The organism is Caulobacter sp. GW821-FHT09B11 (assembly GCF_059418205.1).
Genome location: NZ_JBWKPK010000040.1, coordinates 1 through 21,394, shown reverse-complemented (window position 1 = coordinate 21,394; position 21,394 = coordinate 1). Strand labels below are relative to the sequence as shown.

Below are 21,394 nucleotides of genomic sequence, written 5' to 3'. Positions count from 1 at the left end.
CGTCGATTCAACGTCAGGAGGCGATCCTCGCACGAAGCGCAAGCGACAGACAAACGTCGCGATCAGGGAAAAATGGGGCGCCGATCGGCTTGATCAGGGGTCTGATTTAGTCTGTCCTCGCCGCCTCTTCCGAGAGTCGGGGAAAGTTCATGACGAGATGGGGTACGACGGCCGCGGCCGTCAGTCTGCTGGCGCTGGGGCTCGCCGCCTGCGCCACCACGGGCACGGCGGCCAAGCCCGAAGCCGGCGCCAAGCCGGCCGAGAAGGCGGAGAAGACTCCGGCCAAGCCGCTGCCCAAGGGCCTGGACGGCGAGGCCTCGTCGGGCTTCCCCTCGACCTATGCTCCCCTGCCCTCGCGCCCGACCGCCTTCGTCGGCGCCACGGTGCTGACCGCGACCGGCCAGCAGATCGAGAACGGCGTGGTCGTCGTGCAGCACGGCAAGATCCTGGCCGTCGGCGGCCCCGACACCGCCATCCCGGCCGGCGTGACCACCATCGACGCCAAGGGCAAGTGGATCACCCCCGGCATCATCGACGCCCACAGCCACCTGGGCGTCTATCCCTCGCCCGGCGTGCAGGCCAAGTCGGACGGCAACGAGGCCACCGACCCCAACACCGCCCAGGTGTGGGCCGAGCACTCGGTGTGGCCGCAGGATCCGGGCTTCAACCGCGCCCGCGCCGGCGGGGTGACCACGCTGCAGATCCTCCCCGGCAGCGCCAACCTGTTCGGCGGCCGCTCGGTGACGCTGAAAAACGTGCCCTCGACCACCATGCAGGGCATGAAGTTCCCCGGCGCGCCCTACGGCCTGAAGATGGCCTGCGGCGAGAACCCCAAACGCGTCTATGGCGGCAAGGGCCGCTCGCCCTCGACGGCGATGGGCAATGTCTACGGCTACCGCAAGGCCTGGATCGACGCGGCCGACTACGCCCGCAAGTGGGAAGACTACCGCGCCAAGAAGGACAAGGGCGAAAAGGCCGACGCCCCCAAGCGCGACCTGCAGCTGGAGACCCTGGCCGGCGTGCTGAAGGGCGAGATCCTGGTGCAGAACCACTGCTACCGCGCCGACGAAGAGGCGGTGATGATCGATATCGCCAAGGAGTTCGGCTACAAGATCACCATGTTCCACCACGCGGTGGAGAGCTACAAGATCGCGCCCCTCCTCGCCAAGGAAGGCGTCTGCTCGGCGACCTGGGCGTCGTGGACCGGCTTCAAGATGGAAAGCCTGGACGGCATCGACGCCAACGCCGCCATGCTTTGGAAGGCCGGCGCCTGCGTCGTCATCCATTCCGACGACCCGATCATGACCCAGCGCCTCAACCAGGAGGCCGCCATCGCCATGACCGCCGGCAACAAGCTGGGCTATGGCGTCACGCGCGCCGAGGCCATCAAGTGGATCACGGCCAATCCTGCCAAGGCCATGGGCATCGCCGACAAGACCGGCAGCCTGGAAGCCGGCAAGGCCGGCGACATCGTGGTCTGGAACCGCGATCCGTTCAGCGTCTACGCCCAGGCCGAGCAGGTCTATGTCGACGGGGCCCTGACCTACGACCGCAAGGACCCGCGCTATCAGCCCAAGTCCGACTTCGAGCTCGGCCAGCCCGGCCAGGGAGCGTTCAACTGATGATCCGTTTGGCTCTTCTCTCCGGCGCGGCCCTGATCGCCGTCGTCGCCGGTCCGGCTTCCGCCCAGACCTTCGCCATCGTCAACGCCCGCATCGAGCCGGTGTCGAGCGCGGCCATCCCTTCCGGAACCATCGTCGTCCGTGACGGCAAGATCGCCGCCGTCGGCGCGGGCGTCACCGTCCCCGCCGGCGTGCCGACGATCGACGCCAAGGGCGGGGTCGTGACCCCGGGCCTGGTGGCTCCGTCGTCGAACATCGGCGCCTCCGAGATCGGCGGCGTGCGCGAGACCCGCGACGACGGCACCGGCGACGCCCTGTCGGCCGCCTTCGACATCGCCTACAGCGTCAATCCGGCCTCGCCGATGATCGGCCTTGCCCGCGACGGCGGCATCACCGCCTCGGCCGTCACCCCGATCCTGTCGGGCGTGGGCGGCGGCGCCCACGAGCACGCCGACGACGGCGTGGTCGAGGAGATGACGGCAGGCAAGGACGGTGGCGGCGATCCCCCGCTGTTCGGCGGCCAGGCCGCCTTCGTGCGGCTGAAGGCCGGCGAGGCCGACATCGTTTCCAAGTCGAAGACCGCCGTGACCCTGTCGCTGGGCGAAGCCGGGGCGCGCGCCGCCGGCGGCTCGCGCGGCGCATCGATCGTGCTGGTCAAGTCGGCCCTGGAGGACGCTCGTGCGTTCGCCCGCAACCGCGCCGCCTTCGAGCAAGGCGCGACCCGCGACTACGGCCTCTCGCGCCTCGATCTCGAGGCCCTGGTCCCGGTGGTGCAGGGCAAGACCCCGCTGCTGATCCGCGCCCACCGCGCTTCGGACATCCGCCTGGCCCTCAAGCTGGCGGCCGAGGAGAAGATCAGGATCGTGCTGGAAGGCGCCGAGGAAGGCTGGATCGTGGCCGGCGAGATCGCCCGCGCCGGCGTGCCGGTGATCGTCGACACCCAGGCCGACCTGCCCGACAGCTTCGAGACCCTGGGCTCGCGCCTCGACAACGCCGCCCGCCTGAACGCGGCCGGCGTGACGGTGGCGATCAACGGCGCGCGCGACTTCAACAACCTGCGCCAGGAACGGCTGAACGCGGGCCTCGCCGTCGCCAACGGCCTGCCCTACCCGGCCGCCCTGGCGGCGATCACCCTGACGCCCGCGAAGATCTGGGGCATGGCCGACAAGATCGGATCCCTCGATGTCGGCAAGACCGCCGACCTCGTGCTGTGGACCGGCGATCCGCTGGAAACCACCAGCTGGGCCGACAAGGTGTTCATCGGCGGCGTCGAACAGCCCGCCGACAGCCGCCAGACCCAGCTGCGCGACCGCTACGCCGCCGGCGACAACGGTCTCCCGCCGGCCTACCGCTAGGGTCGGTCCGAAGGACTGAAACGAGAGCCGCGGCGCTTACGGGCGCCGCGGCTTTTTCGTGGGCGACGCGCCGCCAAACCTTGGTCTAGCCGCCCCCTCCCCATGCGCTCGCCGCCAAGACCTATGGATGGCTACCTCGCCGGCGTCGCCGGGCCGACAGTCGGGCGGTCATCCAGCGAGGTCCGCAGCGGCGGTCCGGATGACGGCAGCCAACAGGAGACGGCAATGTCGGACATCATCATCACGGACAAGCAACTGTCCGCCTCGGCCTATAGCGCGATCATCAATGCGCCGATCGAGGCGATCGACATCGCCGACTGGCTGTTCAACCTGCCGGAGGCCGAATACCAGCGCTGCTGCGCCCCGGACCACATCTCGGCCGGCGCCACCTTCACCGACGACGGCAGGCGCATGTCGATCAATGTCGAGATGATCGGCCAGACGCTGATGGTCCAGCACTACGTGGCCGAGATCGCGACCCCGACCCTGTGCCGGATGGTGTCGACCTCCGACGCCTTCACCCCGAACGGCCGCACGCGCGTGCAGGTGATCTGGACGCTGAGCGCCAGGAAGATCGACGAGCGGACCTGCGAGTACACCAACAGCGTCGTGGCCCACCCGACCCAGGCGTTCCTCGACTTCATCGCCTTGCACGGCACGCCGTTCGAGGACGCCGCCGACGCCCGCCAGCGGGACGGCGGCGATCACAACAGCCGCGAGACCCCGCTGTTCGCCGCCAGCATCGAACGCCGCGCCCTGGCGGGGATCGCGGCAAAGGCGGCCTGAGGGCGCCGCCAGCTGCTCGGTCGCGCCCCCAGCGGGACCGAGCAGCGGCCGAGTCTCCTTTCGCCGGGCTCGCACAAGGCGAACGCACCGCCCTAAGTTGAAAGAAGCGCAGTCTTGCGCTCAAGATGCGACCGCCGCCAAGCTTCAGGAGACGACCGATGCCGGGCAAGGTCTACTGCTTCAACACCTACAACGAAATCATCAACCAACTGAGCTTGAACGGCCTGAGTGCCGGCTCGGTGTCGGGCTGGTCGACATCGCCGCCCAATCTCTACGTCCCCCAATCGCTGGTCGTTCCCCGGGTCTATCATGGCGCAACCCTGACCACCCCGGGGTTCGCAAACGACATGCCGACCCAGCTGACCGTCTGGTGGGACAGCTACAACATCCAGGCGTCGGTCGATCTGGCGAGCCTGCCCTCCGGGTCGATCGAGGACGACATCATCCTCTATATCGCTGTCAATCAACTGACCCTGATGAACACCCGGGGCTTGGTGCTGCGCTCGCAGATTCCCCTCCGCGGGGCCTCGATCCTCGACAGCGAGCTTCCGACCACGCAACTGGCCTGAGGCGCCCCTACGGCCAGACGTTGTTCGAGGTCACGCTGTCGCCGCCGGTAGGCACGTCGCAGTCGTTGAAGCTGATCGCCACCGACTGACCCCAGTTGGCCGAGTCCGCCTGGACCTGGAAGTGCAGGTGCGGGCCCGAGGTGCGGCCGGTGTTGCCGGAGGTAGCGATCGGCTGGCCGCGCTGGACGGTGTCGCCGACGTTCACCAGCACGCCGTTCGGCTGGATGTGGAAGTACCAGCTGGTGAAGCCGCCCGGATGGCGGATGCGCACGGCGTTGCCCCAGTTCTGCAGGCTGCCGTTCGGGAACGGGGTGTTGCCGGGCGTGGTCGGGGCGTTGGGATTGTAGGTGGCGGTCTGGCTTTCCTGCAGCCACTCGACCGTGCCGCCGCGCACGGCGCGGATCTGGGTGCCGGCCGGCATCGAGAAGTCGAAGGCGAAGGCCTGGCTGCCGGTGTGCGAGCCGCCGGCGTTGTTGTTGCCCTGGCCGACATTGCGGGTGTCGCCGGCCTTCCACGGATAGCGGTAGGCGCCGACGGCGCTGTCCTCCTGCTCGATGAAGTCCATGCGCAGGCCGTCGGCGAAGTGGGCGGCGTCCTGGGTCTTGAAGTCCACCGTGCAGCGGCGACGGCTCCACCACTGGGTTCCCGAGCCGGGACGCCAGACGGCGGCGTAGCGGTCGCCGTCGACCGCCAGGGCGGTCAGGCGGAAGCCCTGGTTGAAATAGGTCTGGTCCTGGGCCTCGATCTCGGCACCGGTCATGCCCGACCGCCACCACTGGGCGCCGGACCCCGGCCGCCAGACGCCGGTGTAGCGGCCGCCGTCGACCTCCAGCAGGGTCAGGCGCAGGCCGTTGTTGAAATGGGTCAGGTCCTGGGCCTTGAACTGGTCGACGGTCATGCCCGTGCGCCACCACTGCGCGCCCGATCCCGGCCGCCAGACCGCGGTGAAGCGGCCGCCGTCGAGCTCCAGCGCGAAGAGGCGCAGGCCCTGGTTGAAGTAGGTGGTGTCCTGGGCCTTCAGCTCGTCCAGCGTCATGCCCGCGCGCCACCATTGCGCGCCCGAGCCGGGCCGCCAGATCGCCGCGTAGCGTCCGCCCTTCACCGACACCGACTGCAGGCGCAGGCCGTTGTCGAAGTGGGTCTTGTCCTGGGCCTTGAACTGGTCGAGCGTCATGCCCGAGCGCCACCACTGGGCGCCGCTTCCCGGCCGCCAGACGGCCGCGTAGCCGGTGTCGGCCGCCGCCAGACCGGGCGCGGCCAGGGCCAGAAGGCCGGCGCAGACCGCCGGCGTCAGGAACGCACGCATCGACACTCTCCCGTTTCGGGCGTCGCTTCGCGGGACGCCTCGTGAAATCCAGACGCTTTGGCCAGATACGATGGAAAGCTTGAACCGTGCGCCGATCGCCGGCCGGGCCGGAACGTCGCGCCTGAGGAGCTTAGCCCCGCGCGCCGCGACCCGAAAGCGCGAACGGCCCCGCCGGACCAGCCGGCCGGCGGAGCCTCGCCGGCGTCAGGTCGACCAGGTGATCTTCACGATGGTCGGGTTGTCGCTGTTGTAGGAGACCGTGTGCTCCGAGCGCCGGCTGCTGGTGATGGCCAGCTTGTAGGTGTCGCCGGTCTTGTCGGTGAAGGCCAGGTTGATGCTGCCCGAGCCGATGCCGGCCGGCCCCTGGGCGTCGACGTCGACGCGGTAGCTGTAGATGCCGGAATTGGGCACCAGGCGGATGCCGTAGACCTTGCCCTCGCTGTTGCCGACGATGCAGGAACTGAGGTCGAGGCTGCCGTTGATCGACACCGCGTCGCCGACCGACAGATTGCCGTTGGCCGTGCCGTTGGTGGAGCCGCAGTCGGTGGTGGTGAATTCGTCGACGCCAGCCGTCGCTTCTACGGTGCTCATGACGTTTCTCCCTTGATCCGGCCGCCCCATGGGCCGGTGGCGGGACGATCGAATCAACCCTGAGGCAAGACAAGCCAAATACACGTGATAGTTGTTAAGCTTGTATGCGCGCCGGAAACGTGCAGCCGCGCGCATGGCGGCGCTTTCCTTGGGGGCGGCCACGGGTCATACGGGGCGAGACCCCCGAATCGCCGCAAAATCATCCGATGTCTTCCAAAGACCCCAACCCGCTGTTTTCGCTGTTCGACGACGACGCCCTGGCGCCGCCGAGCGCCCCGCCCCTGCCCGCCCGCGAACCTCATCCCGAGCCCAAGCCGCAGCCGCCGCCTCCGCCGCCTCCGGGCAAGGTCGAGCCGGCCGCCGCCCCCTCGTCGGGCGGCTACGACGCCAGCTCGATCGAGGTGCTGGAAGGCCTGGAGCCCGTGCGCATGCGTCCGGGCATGTACATCGGCGGCACCGACGAGCGGGCCCTGCACCACCTGTTCGCCGAAGTGCTCGACAACTCGATGGACGAGGCCGTGGCCGGCTTCGCCAAGCTGATCGAGGTCAAGCTCGACGCCGACGGCTACCTGTCGGTCAAGGACGACGGCCGCGGCATGCCGGTGGATCCCCACCCCAAGCATCCGGGCAAGAGCGCGCTCGAAGTGATCATGACCGTCCTGCACGCGGGCGGTAAGTTCAGCGGCAAGGCCTACGAGACCTCGGGCGGCCTGCACGGGGTCGGCGCCAGCGTCGTCAACGCCCTGTCGGAACTGGTCGAGGTGACGGTCTGGCGCGACGGCTTCGAGCACCGCCAGAGCTTCGCGCGCGGCAAGCCGCTGGGCCCGGTCGAGAAGATCCAGCCCAGCAAGAAGCGCGGCACCATGGTGCGCTTCAAGCCCGACGAGCAGATCTTCGGCGAGGGCTGCGCCTTCAAGCCGGCGCGCCTGTACCGGATGACCCGGTCGAAGGCCTATCTGTTCCGCGGCGTGCAGATCAAATGGTCCTGCGCCCCCGAGCGCATCCACGACCAGACCCCGCCCGAGGCGACCTTCCACTTCCCCAACGGCCTGGCCGACTTCCTGGCCGAGCGCACCAAGGGGCTGGAGACGGTCACCCCGACCAGCTTCTCGGGCCGCATCGAGCGCCAGGGCGAGGCCGGCGCGGTGGAATGGGCCGTGACCTGGACCCCGCGCGGCTTCGGCGAGCACGACGGCTTCATGCAGTCGTACTGCAACACCGTGCCGACCCCCGAGGGCGGCACGCACGAAAGCGGCTTCCGCGCCGCCCTGACCCGCGGTCTCAAGGCCTATGCCGAGCTGAAAGGCGAGAAGCGCGGCGCGATCATCACCGCCGACGACGTGGTGGCTCAGGCCGGCGCGCTGATCTCGGTGTTCATCAAGAACCCGGAATTCCAGGGCCAGACCAAGGAAAAGCTGTCGACGACCGAGGCCCAGCGCTTCGTCGAGAACGCCCTGCGCGACCCGTTCGACCACTGGCTGACCGCCAGCCCCAAGGCCGCCCAGGCCCTGCTGGAATTCGTCGTCGAGCGCGCGGAAGAGCGCCTCAAGCGCCGCAAGGACAAGGAAGTCAGCCGCGCCTCGGCGACCCGCAAGCTGCGCCTGCCGGGCAAGCTGGCCGACTGCGCCGGCGGCGCGGTGGACGGCGCGGAGCTGTTCATCGTCGAAGGCGACTCGGCCGGCGGCTCGGCCAAGCAGGCCCGCAACCGCAAGAACCAGGCGATCCTGCCCCTGCGCGGCAAGATCCTGAACGTGGCCTCGGCCTCGGGCGAGAAGTTCACGGCCAACAAGGAACTGTCGGACCTGATGCTGGCCCTGGGAGCCCAGGGCGGGAACAAGTACCGTGAAGAGGATCTGCGCTACGAGCGGATCATCATCATGACCGACGCCGACGTCGACGGCGCCCACATCGCCTCGCTGCTGATCACCTTCTTCTACCGCACCATGCCGGACCTGATCCGGGCCGGGCGGCTGTACCTCGCCCTGCCCCCGCTCTATCGCCTGAGCCACGGCGGCAAGACCGAGTACGCCCGCGACGACGCCCACAAGGACGAGCTGCTGGCCACCATGTTCAAGGGCAAGAAGCCCGAGATCGGCCGCTTCAAGGGCCTGGGCGAGATGATGGCCGCCCAGCTGAAGGAAACCACCATGGACCCGGCCGTCCGCACCCTGGCGCGCGTGACCCTGCCGCGCCACGAGGAGTCGGTGGAAGACCTGGTCGAGACCCTGATGGGCCGCAAGCCCGAGCTGCGCTTCAAGTTCATCCAGGAGAATGCGGCGTTCGCCGCGGATGATCTGGATCTGTGAAGATAGAAACCTCCCCCTGTGGGGGAGGTGATCGCGAAGCGATCGGTGGGGGCGTGGCTGCGAGATCGGCCCGCTCAGTTGAAGCTGAAAACGCCCCCCACCGGCCTTCGGCCGCCTCCCCCATGGGGGGAGGTTCCCCCTCAGTCGCTCCGCGACAGCTCCCCCAGAGGGGGAGCATCTTGATCCGCTGACTCGCCGGATCCTCCCCCTCTGGGGGAGGTGGCCCGGAGGGCCGCAGGGGGCTCCTCGGCGCTAACCGATCAGCGCCCGCGCCGCAGCCCGCGCCGCCTCGGTGACTTCGGCGCCGGACAGCATCCGCGCGATCTCTTCCTCGCGTTCGGCGGGCGACAGGGGCTCGACCTTGGTGCGCGTCGAGGTGTCGTCGCCGGACTTGGAGATGCGCCAGTGGGCGTCGCCGCGAGCGGCGACCTGGGCCGAGTGGGTGACGACCAGCACCTGGGCGTTGGCCGCCAGGCGCTTGAGGCGCAGGCCGACGGCGTCGGCCACGGCGCCGCCAACGCCCTGGTCGACTTCGTCGAAGATCATCAGCGGTTGGGGACCGCCGCCTTTCGCCGCCAGGGCGGCCTTCAGGGCCAGGGCGAAGCGGGCCAGTTCGCCGCCCGAGGCGATCGCCTCCATCGGGCCGAACGGCGCGCCGGGGTTGGTCGAGATCTCGAAGGCGATGCGGTCCAGGCCCGTCGGGCCGGCCTTGTCCTCGTCGAGCCGGTCGAGGGCGACGCGGAAGCGGGCCTTTTCCAGCTTCAACGGGCCAAGCTCGGCCTCGACGGCCTTGGCCAGGCGGTCGCCGGCGGCGCGGCGCTCGGCCGACAGGGCTTCGGCGGCGTAGAGATAGGCCTCGCGGGCCTCGGCGGCCTGGGCCTTGGCGGCGACCAGGGCCTCGCCCGAGGTCTCGATGGCCTGCAGGCGGGCGGCGAAGTCGGCGCGGACGGCCGGCAGGTCCTCGACCAGCACGTTCAGCTTGCGGGCCATGCCACGCAGGGCGAACAGCCGCTCCTCGGTCTTCTCCAGGCGGTCGGGCTCGAACTCGAAGCTCTCGGCGGCCGCGTCGATCGCGGCGGCGGCCTCCTGGGCCTCAACGAGAGCGCGATCGACGGAGTCGCAGGCCGCGGCCAGGCGGGTCATGGCCGGACCGTCGGCCGGAGCGCCGGCGTTGGCGGCGCGGTCGCGGGCGCGTTCCAGGGCGCGGAAGGCCGAGGCCAGCTTGCCCGACAGGTTGTCGCCGCCCAGGGCGTCCTGGGCCGAGGCGATGTCGGCCAGGGCCTTCTCGGCCGAGCCCAGCAGGGCCCGTTCCTCGGCCAGGGTCGCCTCTTCGCCGTCGCGCGGGTCGAGGCGGTCGAGTTCGGACAGGCGGAGGGTCAATTCCTCGGTCTCGGCCGCGGCGCGGTCGGACAGGGCCTTCAGCTCGGCGGCGGCCTCGCGGGCGGCGCGCCAGCCGCTCCAGGCCGAGGACACGGCCCCGACGCTGACCTGGCCGTAAGCGTCCAGCAGGGTGCGGTGGGTGCGCGGATCGAGCAGGCCGACGGTCTCGTGCTGGCCGTGCACCTCGAGCAGCAGCGCCCCGAGATCCTTCAGCACGCCGACGCTGGTGGCCTGGTCGTTGACGAAAGCCCGGCTGCGGCCGTCGGGCGACAGCTGGCGGCGCAGCACCAGATCCTCGTCGCGGGCGTAGTCCAGGCCCTTGTCGTCGAGATAGGCGAAGGCGGGGTGGTCGGGGGCCAGGGCGAAGATGGCCGTGGCGCTGGCATGGCCGGCCGCCCCGCGGCGCACCAGGCCGGCGTCGGCGCGGGCGCCGGTGGCCAGGCCCAGGGCGTCGAGGATGATCGACTTGCCCGCCCCGGTTTCACCGGTCAACGCGGTCAGGCCCGGCCCGATGGCCAGGTCCAGGCTCTCGATGAGCACCACGTCGCGGATGGAGAGACCGATCAGCATGGTCGCGAGGATCGCCGGGAATCGCAGTTTTTTAAAGGGGGAGCAGCAGCCCTTTGAGAACAAAAGAAAAACGGGCCGTTTTGCAACGGCCCGCCAATCTCTTGTACGGGATTACATCCCAAGGACCCCCATGAGGCCCTTCTTTTTCTTCTTCTCGCCAGGAGGCGCGAGGGTCGTTTCCTTGTCGTGGGTCAGGACCCGCTCGAGAAGGTTGCGCTTGTTGCCGGCCTTCAGCGGCTCGACGGCCGGCTTCAGGCCCGCGTCGTTCAGCAGCTTGTAGGCGTCGGCGTACCAGCGATCGCCCGGGAAGTTGTAGCCCAGCACCGCGCCGTTGCGCTTGGCCTCTTCGTTGAGGCCCAGGGTCAGATAGGCCTCGACCAGGCGGTAGAGGGCTTCGGGCGTGTGCGAGGTGGTCTGGTGGCGGTCGACGACGGTCTTGAAGCGGCCGATGGCGGCCAGGGTCTTGCCGTCGCGCAGGTACCAGCGGCCGATGGCCATTTCCTTGCCGGCCAGCTGGTCGTTGACCATGTCGATCTTCAGGCGGGCGTCCTGGGCGTATTCGCTGTTCGGATAGCGCTGGACGACGTCGCGCAGGGCGCCGAGCGCCTGCTCGGTGGCGGCCTGGTCGCGGTTCACGTCGACGATCTGCTCGAAGTAGCAGACGGCCTTCAGATAGAAGGCGTACGAGGCCGACGGATTGCCCGGATACAGCGAGATGAAGCGGTCGGCGTCGCCGATCGCCTCGGAATACTGGTTGCCCATGTAGTGGGCGTAGCCGGTCATCAGGATCGAGCGGCGCGACCATTCCGAATAGGGGTGCTGACGCTCGACTTCGCGGAAGTAGTCGACGGCTTCGTTCCAGCTGCCGCGATCCAGGCGATTGGCGCCGGTGGAATACAGCAGTTCGACCGGACGCTCCTCATAGACGAGGGTCGGCTTCTTCGGTTTGCCGGCGCAGGCGGTCACCGACAAGGCGGCGAGCACGGCCATGATGGAAACGGCCGAACGTCCCGAGATTTTGCGAAGCACGGACTCTCTCACCCTAGAAGCATTAGCGCGCCCCCGCGCCGAACCAAGGCTTCTACACCACGTCGATGCGGGCGCAAACGAAAGCCGAAGCGGCGGGAGCGTTCCCCCGATTGATCAGACCGCTTCGGCGAGCTCCGGCGCATAGGCGCGCCAGCGCCAAGCGCGCGGTTGCCCCATCAACGCACGAACCGCGGCGTTATTGAGGCCGTGTCCGGCCAGGATTCCTTCGAACCTGCCAAGGATCGGAGCGCCGATGACATAAAGGTCGCCGACGGCGTCCAGGGCCTTGTGGCGCACGAACTCGTCCGAGCGGCGCAGGCCTTCGGGATTGAGCACGCGGTCGCCGTCGATAACCACGGCGTTCTCCATCGAGCCGCCGCGGGCCAGGCCGATGTCGCGCAGGGCCTCGACCTCGCGCAGGAAGCCGAAGGTGCGGCAGTTCGACAGCTCCTTGCGGAAGCTTTCCTCATCGATGGCCAGGTCGACGCGCTGGCGGCCGATGGCCTTGCTGGCGAAGGCGATCTCGAAGGCCACCTCGAAGGACTCGGCCGGGCTCAGCGTGGCGCGCTTGTCGCCCTCGATCACCTCGATCGGCGACAGGATCTCGATGTAGCGGCGCGCGGCTTCCTGCCGACGGCGACCGGCGCGGTCGAGAATCTGCACGAAGGGCTCGGACGAGCCGTCCATGATCGGCACTTCGGGACCGTCGAGCTCGACGACGCAGTTGTCGACCGACAGGGCGGCCAGGGCGGCCATCAGGTGCTCGATGGTCGAGACGCGCACGTCGGCGGCGTTGGCGATGACGGTGCCCAGCTGGGTCTGCACCACGGCGTCGCCGCGAACCGGCACGCGGTTGTCGCGGTCATGGACGTCGGTGCGCACGAAGACGATCCCGCTGTCGGGGGCGGCGGGGCGCACGGCGACGCGCACGTGCGCGCCCGTGTGCAGGCCGATCCCTGCGAAGATCACCGGTCCTGCGACCGTGTGCTGATGATAAGGCGAAACCGACACGAGAAACCTTTGATCTATTCCGGGAGCGGCTCTGGCGGCCACCTATTCGTCCCCATTTACCGTCTACGAGCTTCGCCGCGGCGCAGCAATGCAAGTCCTGTTTCTGATTGTTACCTACTCAAGGCCTTGTGGGATAAGGCGTTTTCGCCATTTCAGCGCCCCATTTCCGCCTTGCTCGCGAACGGCGCCGCAGCACGCTTGCGCCCCCACGGAAACCTTTGCCCTCGCCCCTGGCATCGGACGCAAGGCGCCGCTAGGCTCCGCGCGTTTTCTGGCATCAGAGCCGCCTGGACCACGACTTCCATGACCAAGACCTTGCGCATCGCCGCCTCCGCCCTCGCCCTTTCGCTCGCCGCCTTCGCGGTCGCCCCGACCGCCCTGGCCCAGGGTCGAGGCTTCACCGCCAAGGACATGGTCACGCTCGAGCGCGTCAGCGAGCCCAAGGTTTCGCCGGACGGCCGCCAGGTGATCTACCTGGTGCGCAGCATGGACCTGCCGGCCAACAAGGCCTCGTTCACGCTGTGGGTCGCCGACCTGAAGGCGAAGATCGCCCCGCGCCGCCTGGCGGTGTCGGACGGCGGCGTCTCCAGCGCCCGCTGGTCGGCCGACGGCAAGAGCATCTACTTCCTGTCGGGCCGCGCCGGTTCCGACCAGGTGTTCCGCACCGATGCGAGCGGCGGGACCGCCGTCCAGGTGACCAAGGCCCCGTTCGACGTCGGCGCCTTCAAGGTGTCGGCCGACGGCAAGACCGTGGTGATCAGCCAGGCCGTCTTCCCCGACTGCCCCACCCTGGCCTGCACCCAGGACCGCCTGGACGCCCGCAAGGCCCAGAAGACGACCGGCGTGGTCTACGACAAGCTGTTCATCCGCCACTGGGACACTTGGAACGACGGCACGAAGAACCACCTCTACGCCTACACGCTGGACGATTCCGGCGTCGCCTCCGGCGAGGCCAAGGCGCTGATGGCCGGCTTCGACGGCGACGCGCCGACCAAGCCCTTCGGCGGCGACGAGGACTTCACCATCAGCCCCGACGGCAAGACCGTGGTGTTCTCGGCCAAGGTCGCCGGCCGCGACGAGCCCTGGCAGACCAACTACGACCTGTGGTCGGTTCCGGTCGACGGCTCGGCCAAGCCTGCGAACCTCACCGAGGACAACAAGGCCTGGGACGCCCAGCCGACCTTCTCGCCGGACGGCAAGACGCAGGCCTGGCTGGCCATGAAGCGTCCGGGCTTCGAGGCCGACCGCTTCGGGATCATGGTGCGCGAGAACGGCAAGGTGCGTGAAGTGGCCCCGGCCTGGGACCGCTCGGCCCAGTCGATCACCTTCAGCGCCGACGGCAAGACCATCTACACGACCGCCGAGGACGTGGGTCAGACCCGGCTGTTCGCCATCGACGTCAAGACGGGCAAGGCTGCGGCCCTGACCGGCGAGGGCCATGTCGGCGCGTTCAGCGCCGCCGGCGGCTCCACCGTCATCGCCCAGGACAACCTGAAGACTCCGGCCCAGCTCTACGCCCTGGCTCCGAAAGGCGCTCCGATCAAGCTGACCGGCCTCAACGCCGACAAGCTGGACGGCGTGGCCATGGGCGAGGCCGAGCAGTTCAGCTTCAAGGGCTGGAACGACGAGACCGTGCACGGCTACCTCGTGAAGCCCGCCAACTTCGATCCGTCGAAGAAGTATCCGGTGGCCTTCCTGATCCACGGCGGCCCGCAGGGCTCGTTCGGCAACCTCTTCCACTACCGCTGGAACGCCCAGACCTACGCCGGCGCCGGCTACGCCGTGGTGATGATCGATTTCCACGGCTCGACCGGCTACGGCCAGGGCTTCACCGACGCCATCAGCCAGCACTGGGGCGACCGCCCGCTGGAAGACCTGCAGAAGGGCTGGGCCTTCGCGACCCAGAAGTATTCCTTCCTCGACCAGGACCGCGCCTGTGCCCTGGGCGGCTCGTACGGCGGCTTCATGATCAACTGGATCGCCAGCCAGTGGAAAGAACCCTGGAAGTGCCTGGTCAACCACGACGGCATCTTCGACAGCCGCTTCATGGGCTATTCGACCGAGGAGCTGTGGTTCAGCGAGTGGGAGAACGGCGGAACTCCGTGGGAGCCCAACACCACCTACGCCAAGTTCAACCCGGCCGACCACGTGGCGCAGTGGAGCGTGCCGACCCTGGTCGTCCAGGGCCAGAACGACTTCCGCGTGCCGCTGGAAGAAGGCATCGCCACCTTCACGGCCCTGCAGCGCAAGGGCGTGCCCAGCAAGCTGCTGTACTTCCCCAACGAGAACCACTGGGTGCTGAAGGCCCAGAACTCGGTCCAGTGGCACGACGAGGTGCTGGGCTGGCTGAATGAATGGACGGGGAAGTAAGGCTCGGAAACAAACTCCTCCCTCGCGCAGCGGGGGAGGTGGCGCGGCGCGGATACGCGCCGTGACGGAGGGGGCGAGTGACAGAGCGCCGTGCGCGCCGCCGCCCCCCCACCGCTTCGCGGTCCCCCTCCCCCGTTTCGCTTGGCTGCTCGGGGGAGGAATAATCAGATCCGGCCCGTCGCGACCGACCAGGTCAGGCGGGCCTTTTTTTCGAGTTCGCTCATCTGCCGCCCCCTCGACTGCTCGCCCGCCAGGGCGGCGACGGCGACGGCCGGGAAGGCCGCGATCGGCAGGGCCTTGAGCTCGATGCGGGCGGCGGTCTTCTGGCCGGCCACCAGGGCCTGGAGGTCGGCGGCGGTCCACTTGAACGGCAGGCGCGAGCGGCCCGCCAGCTTCAGCCGCCACAGGCCCGCCAGGCCGTAGGCCCGGGCGGCGGCGCGCACGGACGCCGGATCGGCGGCGGGGTCGAGGCGTCTGGCGGCAAGGCCCGCCAGGGCGCCGGCGGTGGCGTCGAGATAGGCCAGCACGGCGGCCTCGTCGGCGAAGGGCGCTTCCTCAAGGTCGGCCAGTCGGGCCTCGGCCATCCGCCCCAGGGCCAGCGGATCGACGCCGGAGGCGGCCAGGGCCTCGACGGCGGGGTGCTTGCGCGGCGCCCGGCCGTCGGCCAGTTCCTCCATCGCCTCGCGCCACCAGGTCAGGCGGATCTCGCCCATCAGGGCGTTGGTGACGCCGCCCGCCACCCGCGCCAGTTCGTAGTTGAAGGCCAGCAGGGCCACGGCGTCGGCCCGCGCCGCCGGGTCGGCGACGAAGCGGCTGGCCAGCCAGCGATCCGGGTCCATGCGGCGGACCAGGTCGTCGAGGCCGGAATCGTAGGGGTTGTCGGGGGCGGCGGACATGGCGCGGCTTATGCCCCCGTAAGACCCAAAGAAAAAGGCCCGCCGGTCGGGCGGGCCTTGATCCGAGCCGTCGGGCCGATCAGCCGAACAGCGTCTGGTACATCGTCATCGTCACCAGCATCGGGATGCTGAGCAGGGTGTTGATGCGCGAGAACAGCATGGCGAGCCTGGCCGCCTTGGCCTTGGTCTCGTCGTCGGCGGGCACCAGGCCCAGGGCGCGCTTCTGGTTGGGCCAGATCACGCCCCAGACGTTCAGGAACATGATCGTCGCCAGCCACATGCCCATGCCGATGAAGGTGAAGCCCATGTCGACGCCGCGCTGGTAGCCGTGCCAGGCGCCCAGGGTCATGGCTTCCATCAGGTAGCCGCGGCTGAAGGCCACGACCATGCCCATCAGCCAGGTCGCCAGGGCCGCCCAGCGGAACCAGAACAGGGCCTCGGGCGCGATGTACTTGGTCACCGCCGGCTTCAGCTCGGCGGGAATGGTCGGCATCACGCGGATCTGCACGAAGTTGAAGTAGTAGAGCAACCCGATCCACAGGATGCCGAACAGCACGTGCAGCCAGCGGAACACCGCCTGCCAGTAGGCCCCGTGGAAGCCGCTGGGGCTGTGCCCGAAGCCGAACACCATGACCAGCGCCAGGATGAAGCTGACGATGATGGTGCTGCGGAAATTGGTGAGGATCCCGGACAATTCAGCCCCCTGAAGCCGTTGCGTGGCGGCCAGGATAGGGGTTGCGGAAGAGTCGGGGAAGCGACCCCCTCAGTCGCTTCGCGATAGCTCCCTACTCCTCCCCCGTAGAACGGGGGAGGTGGCGCGCTGCGGATACGCGGCGTGACGGAGGGGGCGAGTGACAGAGCGCGGCGCTTGAACTCGCCCCCTCCACCGCTTCGCGGTCCCCCTCCCCCGTTTCACGGGGGAGGAGTTTTGGACGCTAAACCGAGATCAGCGCCGCGGCGAGCCGGCGGCCTTCGCTGGCCAGGACGTTGTAGGTGCGGGCGGCGGCCTCGGTGCTCATGAACTCGAGACCCAGGCCCGCGGCCTTGAGGGCGTCGCGCACGGGGCGCGGCGGCAGGGCGTTGGCCAAACCGACGCCCAGCAGCACGAACTCCACCGCCCCGCCCGCGGCGTAGACCGGGGCGAAGGCTTCGGGGGTGAGGTCGGCCAGCGAGGTCGCGCCCCAGTCCAGCGGCTGATCGTCGATGATCAGCAGCGAACCGGGACGCCAGACGCCGGAGACCCGGAAGCCGCCGCCGCCCCAGGCGTCGATCGACGGGGACTGGCGGGGGGTAAGCGCCTGGCTCACGGCCGGCTGGCCGCGCCGAGCTTGATCGGCTTGGCTTCCTCGTCGCCGCGCTTCAGGCCCCAGACCAGGATGATCGGCAGGGCGATGTAGATCGACGAATAGGTGCCGATGATGATGCCGAACACCATGGTGAAGACCAGCGGAAACAGCACCGGACCGCCGAAGATCATCGTGCCGCCCAGCGCCAGCAGCGCCGTCGAGCCGGTGATGATCGTCCGCGACAGACGCTCGTTCTCCGACAGGTCGATGATCTCGCGCAGCGGCGTCGACTTGTACTTGCGCAGATTTTCCTTGAGGCGGTCGAAGGTGATGACCTTTTCGTTCATCGAGTAGCCGATGACCGTCAGCAGGGCCGCGACCGAGGTCATCGAGAACTCGATCTGCATCACCGACAGCACGCCCAGGGTCAGGATGATGTCGTGGAACACGGCCACGACGGCGCCGACGCCGAACTGCCACTGGAAGCGGAACCAGATGTAGCCGAGCATCAGCAGCAGGGCGATGCCCAGCGCCTTGAAGCCGCCCATCAGCAGCTCGCCCGAGACCTTGGCGCCGATGACGGTCGGCGCCGGCATGGTCATGCCGGGGAACTTGGCGATGATCTCGCCCTTGATGCGGTTGGCCTCGAGCGTGGCGTTGCCGCCCTCGGTCGGCAGGAAGCGGACCATCGCCGAGTTCGGCGCGCCGAAGCCCTGGACCTGCACGTCGTGAGCGCCGGTGGACTTGGCGACGGCGCGCAGCTTGTCCAGGTCGATGGGGGCGGTCGCGGGCGTGCGGGCCTCAAGGGCGACGCCGCCCTTGAAGTCGATGCCCAGGTTCAGGCCCTGAGTGAAGAACGACACGCCGGAGCCGAGGATCAGCACGAGCGAGATGACGGCGGCGACGGGCGCCCACCGCACGAAGCGGTAGTGGGTCGAGCGCGGGATCAGGCGGATGAGGGGCCAAGCAGCCATGAGCTTTGATCCTTACGCGATCGGCAGCTTCTTCGGCTTGGTGGCCTTGAACCACCAACCGATGAGCACTTGAGTGATGATGATGGCGGTGAACAGCGAGGTGAACACGCCGATGGCCAAGGTCCAGGCGAAGCCCTTCACCGGACCCGAGCCGAAGCTGAACATGATGCCCGCCGAGATCAGGCTGGTGATGTTGGCGTCGAGGATCGACACCAGCGCCAGCCGGTAGCCGGTGTCGGCGGCCGACATCGGCGATCGTCCCGCGGCCGCCTCGTCGCGCATGCGCTCGTAGATCAGCACGTTGGCGTCGACGGCGACGGCCAGCGTCAGGATCAGGCCGGCGATGCCCGGGAAGGTCAGGGTCGCCTGGGTGAACGACATGATGCCGACGATCAGCAGCACGTTGGCGATCAGGGCCATGGCCGCGAACACGCCGAACAGGCCGTAGGCCAGGATGATGAAGACGAACATCGCCGCGGCGCCGATGGCCAGCGAGATGGCGCCGGCCTTCACCGCGTCCGCGCCCAGTTCGGCGCCGACGGTGCGTTGCTCTTCGATGTTCAGCTGCGCCGGCAGCGCGCCCGACCGCAGCAGCAGCGACAGTTCGCTGGCGCTTTCGACCGTGAAGTTGCCGGTGATCTGACCGGAACCGCCCAGGATCGGGGTCTGGATGGTCGGCGCGGAGATCACCTTGTTGTCGAGGACGATGGCGAAGCGCTTGCCGATGTTGCGGGCGGTGACGTCGCCGAACTTGCGGGCGCCCGAACCGTTGAAGCGGAACGAGACCACCGGACGGCCGCTCTGGCCGTCGAACGCCTGCTGGGCGTCGACCAGTTCCTCGCCCGAAACGACGGCGCGCTTCTTGAGGGCGTAGTACGGCTGGACGGCGTCGCCCGGCACCAGCACGACTCCCGGCGGCATGCGGCCCGAGGCCATTTCTTCCTGGGTGACGGTTTCGTCGACCATCTGGAAGGTCAGCTTGGCGGTCTTGCCGATGACGGCCTTCAGGCGCTCGGGATCGCTTTCGCCGGCGGCCTGGATGACGATGCGATCAGCGCCTTGGCGGGTGATCGTCGGTTCCTTGGTGCCAAGGCTGTCGATCCGGCGACGGATGGTCTCGATCGACTGTTCGACGGCCTTGGCGGCGTCGGCCTTGGCGGCTTCCGGCGCGAAGCTCAGCTCGATGCGCTGGTCGGCCTTGGACGAGACGATGACGTCCTTGGTCAGCGTGCCCTGCAGCGGGCTGCCGAGCTTGTTCAGCTCGGTCACGGCGGCGGCGACTTTCGAGCCGTCGTCGATGCGAACCGAGATGACGCCGTTCGACTCACCCAGGCCGTTGAAGCTGATTCCGGCCGTGCGCAGGCTGGTGCGCGTGTCTTCGACCAGGTTGCCCAGGCGCTCCTTGCGCAGGGCGGCGGTGTCGACCTCGTACAGGAGGTACGACCCGCCCTGGAGGTCGAGGCCGAGGTTCAGCTTCTGCTTGGGAACCCATCCCGGCAGGGCGTCTAGCGTCTTCTGCGGCAGCAGGTTCGGCAGGGTGAAGATGATGCCGAAGATCACCGACAAGGTGACGATGGCGATCTTCCAGCGGGATAGGCTCAGCATGGACTACGGGGCTCTCGACGACGCCGGGGCGCCAGGGCGGGCTAGTTGGACCTGATCTTACTCAGTTCTTCGGATCGTTGGCCGGAGCAGGATCGCCCTTGGCCGTGACTTCGGTGATCATGCCCTTGCGCACCTTGACGGTGACGCCCTGGGCGATCTCGACGCCGACTTCGCGTTCCTCGACGCGGACGACCTTGCCGAGCACGCCGCTCGACAGCACGACGTTGTCGCCGCGCTTCAGATTGTTGATCGTAGCCTGATGCTCTTTCTGACGCTTCTGCTGCGGGCGCAGGATCATGAAGTAGAAAAACACGATCAGGATCACAGGCAGGCCAAAAGCCTGGATCAACGCGTTCGGATCGCTCGGCATAACGTCTCCAAGAATTTCAAGCGGCGGGGAGGTCTGAAATAGGGCCCCCGCCAAGTCGGCGGAAGCTATGCGTTCACCTGGCCTTTTGCAATGAGGGCCCTTTTGCAATGAGAGCGCGAGGGGGTAAGGAGCGTGGCCATGACCGAAGCCGCCCTGCCCCTGCTCGCCCGCATCGCCGACGCCCTGGAGCGCCTGGCCCCGCCCGCTCCCGCCGCCCTCGACTTCTCGGGCGCGCGCCTGTTCCGTCACGAGCCGGTATCGGGCGCCTTCCTGCCCGCGCCCGACTACGCGATGGACATCGAGCTGCTGGTGGGGATCGAGCGCCAGAAGGACCGCTTCATCCAGAACCTGCGCCGCTTCGCCACCGGCCTGCCCTGCAACCACGTGCTGCTGTGGGGCGTGCGCGGCACGGGCAAGAGCTCGCTGACCAAGTCGGCCTTCATGGCCCTGAGCGCCGAATATCCGGACCTGAAGCTGGTCGAGGTGGATCGCGACGAGGTCGCCGCCCTGCCCCCGCTGTTCGACGCCCTGCGCGTGCGGAGCGAGCGCTTCGTGGTGCTGTGCGACGACCTGTCGTTCGAGGACGGCGCGGCGGCGGCCAAGGCCCTGAAGTCGGCGCTGGAAGGCGGCGTGGCCGGTCCGCCGGAGAACGTGCTGTTCGTCTCGACCTCCAACCGCCGCCACCTGATGCCGCGCGACCACGCCGAGAGCCAGGGCGCCATCGCCTCGGCCGAGAACGCCGAAGAGGAGATGAGCGTCTCCGACCGCTTCGGCCTGTGGATCGGCTTCCCGCCCATGGACCAGCCGACCTACCTGGCGGCGATCAACACCTATGCCGAGCGCTTCGGCCTGAAGGTCGAGAACCTGGAGCGCCGGGCCCTGCAATGGTCGCAGCTGCGCGGTGCACGATCGGGCCGGGTGGCCTGGCAGTTCGTGCGCGACCTGGCCGGCGAACTGGGCGTACATTTGCCCGCATAAGAAAACATCGGGGGAGGCGCGGCCATGGCCAAGCCGTGGTTCAGGGTCAAGCGGTTCGGCTATGGCGCGGGATTGCCCTGCGCCTGGCAGGGCTGGGTCGTTCTGGCGGGCCATCTGGCCTTGCTGATCGCCGCCGCCGCGATCCTGGGCGGCCGCCCTCTTCCGCTGTCGATCGTGGTGATCTCGGCCACGCTGGGCGTGGTCTGGATCGCCTGGAAGACCAGCGACGCGCCCTGGCGCTGGCGGAACGGCGACGAGGACTGAGGGCGAGCGGCCCCCTTCCCCTATATCGTCATCCCGGAAAGCCCGGAGGGCTTATCCGGCGACTGTGTTGGGTCAAGCGGGCTTCTGCCAGGGTTGTCCGGATTTGAGCATGCCGTTTGCGGCGAC

General features: G+C 68.6%; 19 protein-coding genes and 1 pseudogene. 8 read left to right on the top strand and 12 right to left on the bottom strand.

Annotation, left to right across the window (positions count from 1 at the left end):
• Positions 1-149: 149 nt before the first annotated feature.
• The 4 genes from AC07N1_RS22595 (at position 150) to AC07N1_RS22580 (ending at position 4,332) form a co-directional block, all read left to right on the top strand.
• Complete coding sequence (locus AC07N1_RS22595; RefSeq protein WP_494673832.1) at positions 150-1,622, top strand: amidohydrolase; 1,473 nt, start codon at positions 150-152, stop codon at positions 1,620-1,622.
• Positions 1,622-2,977 (top strand): amidohydrolase family protein, encoded by a 1,356-nt coding sequence (locus AC07N1_RS22590; RefSeq protein ID WP_494673831.1) that lies wholly within the window; start codon positions 1,622-1,624, stop codon positions 2,975-2,977. The genes AC07N1_RS22595 and AC07N1_RS22590 overlap by 1 nt, the downstream gene beginning before the upstream one ends.
• 225 nt (positions 2,978-3,202) lie before the next feature.
• Positions 3,203-3,763: a hypothetical protein gene (locus AC07N1_RS22585; RefSeq protein WP_494673830.1), complete on the top strand. Its 561-nt coding sequence runs from the start codon at positions 3,203-3,205 to the stop codon at positions 3,761-3,763.
• 158 nt (positions 3,764-3,921) lie between these two features.
• Entirely contained in the window at positions 3,922-4,332 is a 411-nt protein-coding gene (locus AC07N1_RS22580; RefSeq protein ID WP_494673829.1) for a hypothetical protein, read from the top strand.
• A 7-nt stretch (positions 4,333-4,339) separates the two neighbouring features.
• Here the strand turns inward: AC07N1_RS22580 and AC07N1_RS22575 are convergent, their stop codons facing one another.
• Positions 4,340-5,638 (bottom strand): M23 family metallopeptidase, encoded by a 1,299-nt coding sequence (locus AC07N1_RS22575; RefSeq protein WP_494673828.1) that lies wholly within the window; start codon positions 5,636-5,638, stop codon positions 4,340-4,342.
• Between the two features lie 204 nt (positions 5,639-5,842).
• A complete protein-coding gene (locus tag AC07N1_RS22570; RefSeq protein ID WP_110121817.1) occupies positions 5,843-6,229 on the bottom strand; it encodes a hypothetical protein in 387 nt (128 codons plus the stop codon).
• 206 nt (positions 6,230-6,435) lie between these two features.
• Between AC07N1_RS22570 and parE the strand changes: the two genes are divergently transcribed.
• Entirely contained in the window at positions 6,436-8,535 is a 2,100-nt protein-coding gene (gene parE, locus AC07N1_RS22565) for a DNA topoisomerase IV subunit B (RefSeq protein WP_494673827.1), read from the top strand.
• Positions 8,536-8,787: 252 nt separating this feature from the next.
• Here parE and recN read toward each other — a convergent pair whose 3' ends face one another.
• The 3 genes from recN to lpxC all read right to left on the bottom strand — a co-directional run bounded on the left by recN (position 8,788) and on the right by lpxC (position 12,525).
• Positions 8,788-10,485, bottom strand: a complete 1,698-nt coding sequence (recN, locus tag AC07N1_RS22560; RefSeq protein ID WP_494673826.1) for a DNA repair protein RecN — start codon at positions 10,483-10,485, stop codon at positions 8,788-8,790.
• Between the two features lie 111 nt (positions 10,486-10,596).
• Positions 10,597-11,526, bottom strand: coding sequence for an outer membrane protein assembly factor BamD (locus AC07N1_RS22555; protein ID WP_494673825.1), 930 nt, complete (start codon positions 11,524-11,526; stop codon positions 10,597-10,599).
• 102 nt (positions 11,527-11,628) lie between these two features.
• A complete protein-coding gene (lpxC, locus tag AC07N1_RS22550) occupies positions 11,629-12,525 on the bottom strand; it encodes a UDP-3-O-acyl-N-acetylglucosamine deacetylase (RefSeq protein WP_494673824.1) in 897 nt (298 codons plus the stop codon).
• Between the two features lie 303 nt (positions 12,526-12,828).
• Between lpxC and AC07N1_RS22545 the strand changes: the two genes are divergently transcribed.
• Positions 12,829-14,895, top strand: coding sequence for a S9 family peptidase (locus AC07N1_RS22545; protein WP_494673823.1), 2,067 nt, complete (start codon positions 12,829-12,831; stop codon positions 14,893-14,895).
• Between the two features lie 164 nt (positions 14,896-15,059).
• Here AC07N1_RS22545 and AC07N1_RS22540 read toward each other — a convergent pair whose 3' ends face one another.
• The 7 genes and pseudogenes from AC07N1_RS22540 to yajC all read right to left on the bottom strand — a co-directional run bounded on the left by AC07N1_RS22540 (position 15,060) and on the right by yajC (position 20,026).
• Entirely contained in the window at positions 15,060-15,791 is a 732-nt protein-coding gene (locus AC07N1_RS22540; RefSeq protein ID WP_494673822.1) for a squalene/phytoene synthase family protein, read from the bottom strand.
• A 79-nt stretch (positions 15,792-15,870) separates the two neighbouring features.
• Complete coding sequence (locus AC07N1_RS22535; RefSeq protein WP_494673821.1) at positions 15,871-16,485, bottom strand: urate hydroxylase PuuD; 615 nt, start codon at positions 16,483-16,485, stop codon at positions 15,871-15,873.
• A gap of 91 nt (positions 16,486-16,576) precedes the next feature.
• Positions 16,577-16,720 (bottom strand): annotated as a pseudogene (locus tag AC07N1_RS22530) (hypothetical protein); the annotation flags it as partial.
• A gap of 6 nt (positions 16,721-16,726) precedes the next feature.
• Entirely contained in the window at positions 16,727-17,098 is a 372-nt protein-coding gene (locus AC07N1_RS22525) for an Mth938-like domain-containing protein (RefSeq protein ID WP_494673820.1), read from the bottom strand.
• Positions 17,095-18,051: a protein translocase subunit SecF gene (gene secF / locus AC07N1_RS22520; RefSeq protein ID WP_494673819.1), complete on the bottom strand. Its 957-nt coding sequence runs from the start codon at positions 18,049-18,051 to the stop codon at positions 17,095-17,097. The genes AC07N1_RS22525 and secF overlap by 4 nt, the downstream gene beginning before the upstream one ends.
• Before the next feature lie 12 nt (positions 18,052-18,063).
• The gene (secD, locus tag AC07N1_RS22515) at positions 18,064-19,656 is read right to left on the bottom strand and encodes a protein translocase subunit SecD (protein ID WP_494673818.1); all 1,593 of its coding nucleotides are present in this window, start codon (positions 19,654-19,656) and stop codon (positions 18,064-18,066) included.
• Between the two features lie 61 nt (positions 19,657-19,717).
• Entirely contained in the window at positions 19,718-20,026 is a 309-nt protein-coding gene (gene yajC / locus AC07N1_RS22510; RefSeq protein WP_494673817.1) for a preprotein translocase subunit YajC, read from the bottom strand.
• 138 nt (positions 20,027-20,164) lie between these two features.
• Here yajC and AC07N1_RS22505 point away from each other — a divergent pair, with 138 nt between their 5' ends.
• Both AC07N1_RS22505 and AC07N1_RS22500 read left to right on the top strand, forming a co-directional pair.
• Positions 20,165-21,004: an ATP-binding protein gene (locus AC07N1_RS22505; protein WP_494673816.1), complete on the top strand. Its 840-nt coding sequence runs from the start codon at positions 20,165-20,167 to the stop codon at positions 21,002-21,004.
• A 24-nt stretch (positions 21,005-21,028) separates the two neighbouring features.
• Positions 21,029-21,268, top strand: a complete 240-nt coding sequence (locus tag AC07N1_RS22500; protein ID WP_494673815.1) for a hypothetical protein — start codon at positions 21,029-21,031, stop codon at positions 21,266-21,268.
• Positions 21,269-21,394 lie beyond the last annotated feature (126 nt).

Coding starts and splice junctions, on each gene's coding strand:
- AC07N1_RS22595 (WP_494673832.1), top strand. CDS start 150: ATGACGAGATGGGGTACGACGGCCGCGGCCGTCAGTCTGCTGGCGCTG.
- AC07N1_RS22590 (WP_494673831.1), top strand. CDS start 1,622: ATGATCCGTTTGGCTCTTCTCTCCGGCGCGGCCCTGATCGCCGTCGTC.
- AC07N1_RS22585 (WP_494673830.1), top strand. CDS start 3,203: ATGTCGGACATCATCATCACGGACAAGCAACTGTCCGCCTCGGCCTAT.
- AC07N1_RS22580 (WP_494673829.1), top strand. CDS start 3,922: ATGCCGGGCAAGGTCTACTGCTTCAACACCTACAACGAAATCATCAAC.
- AC07N1_RS22575 (WP_494673828.1), bottom strand. CDS start 5,638: ATGCGTGCGTTCCTGACGCCGGCGGTCTGCGCCGGCCTTCTGGCCCTG.
- AC07N1_RS22570 (WP_110121817.1), bottom strand. CDS start 6,229: ATGAGCACCGTAGAAGCGACGGCTGGCGTCGACGAATTCACCACCACC.
- parE (WP_494673827.1), top strand. CDS start 6,436: ATGTCTTCCAAAGACCCCAACCCGCTGTTTTCGCTGTTCGACGACGAC.
- recN (WP_494673826.1), bottom strand. CDS start 10,485: ATGCTGATCGGTCTCTCCATCCGCGACGTGGTGCTCATCGAGAGCCTG.
- AC07N1_RS22545 (WP_494673823.1), top strand. CDS start 12,829: ATGACCAAGACCTTGCGCATCGCCGCCTCCGCCCTCGCCCTTTCGCTC.
- AC07N1_RS22540 (WP_494673822.1), bottom strand. CDS start 15,791: ATGTCCGCCGCCCCCGACAACCCCTACGATTCCGGCCTCGACGACCTG.
- secF (WP_494673819.1), bottom strand. CDS start 18,051: ATGGCTGCTTGGCCCCTCATCCGCCTGATCCCGCGCTCGACCCACTAC.
- secD (WP_494673818.1), bottom strand. CDS start 19,656: ATGCTGAGCCTATCCCGCTGGAAGATCGCCATCGTCACCTTGTCGGTG.
- yajC (WP_494673817.1), bottom strand. CDS start 20,026: ATGCCGAGCGATCCGAACGCGTTGATCCAGGCTTTTGGCCTGCCTGTG.
- AC07N1_RS22505 (WP_494673816.1), top strand. CDS start 20,165: ATGACCGAAGCCGCCCTGCCCCTGCTCGCCCGCATCGCCGACGCCCTG.
- AC07N1_RS22500 (WP_494673815.1), top strand. CDS start 21,029: ATGGCCAAGCCGTGGTTCAGGGTCAAGCGGTTCGGCTATGGCGCGGGA.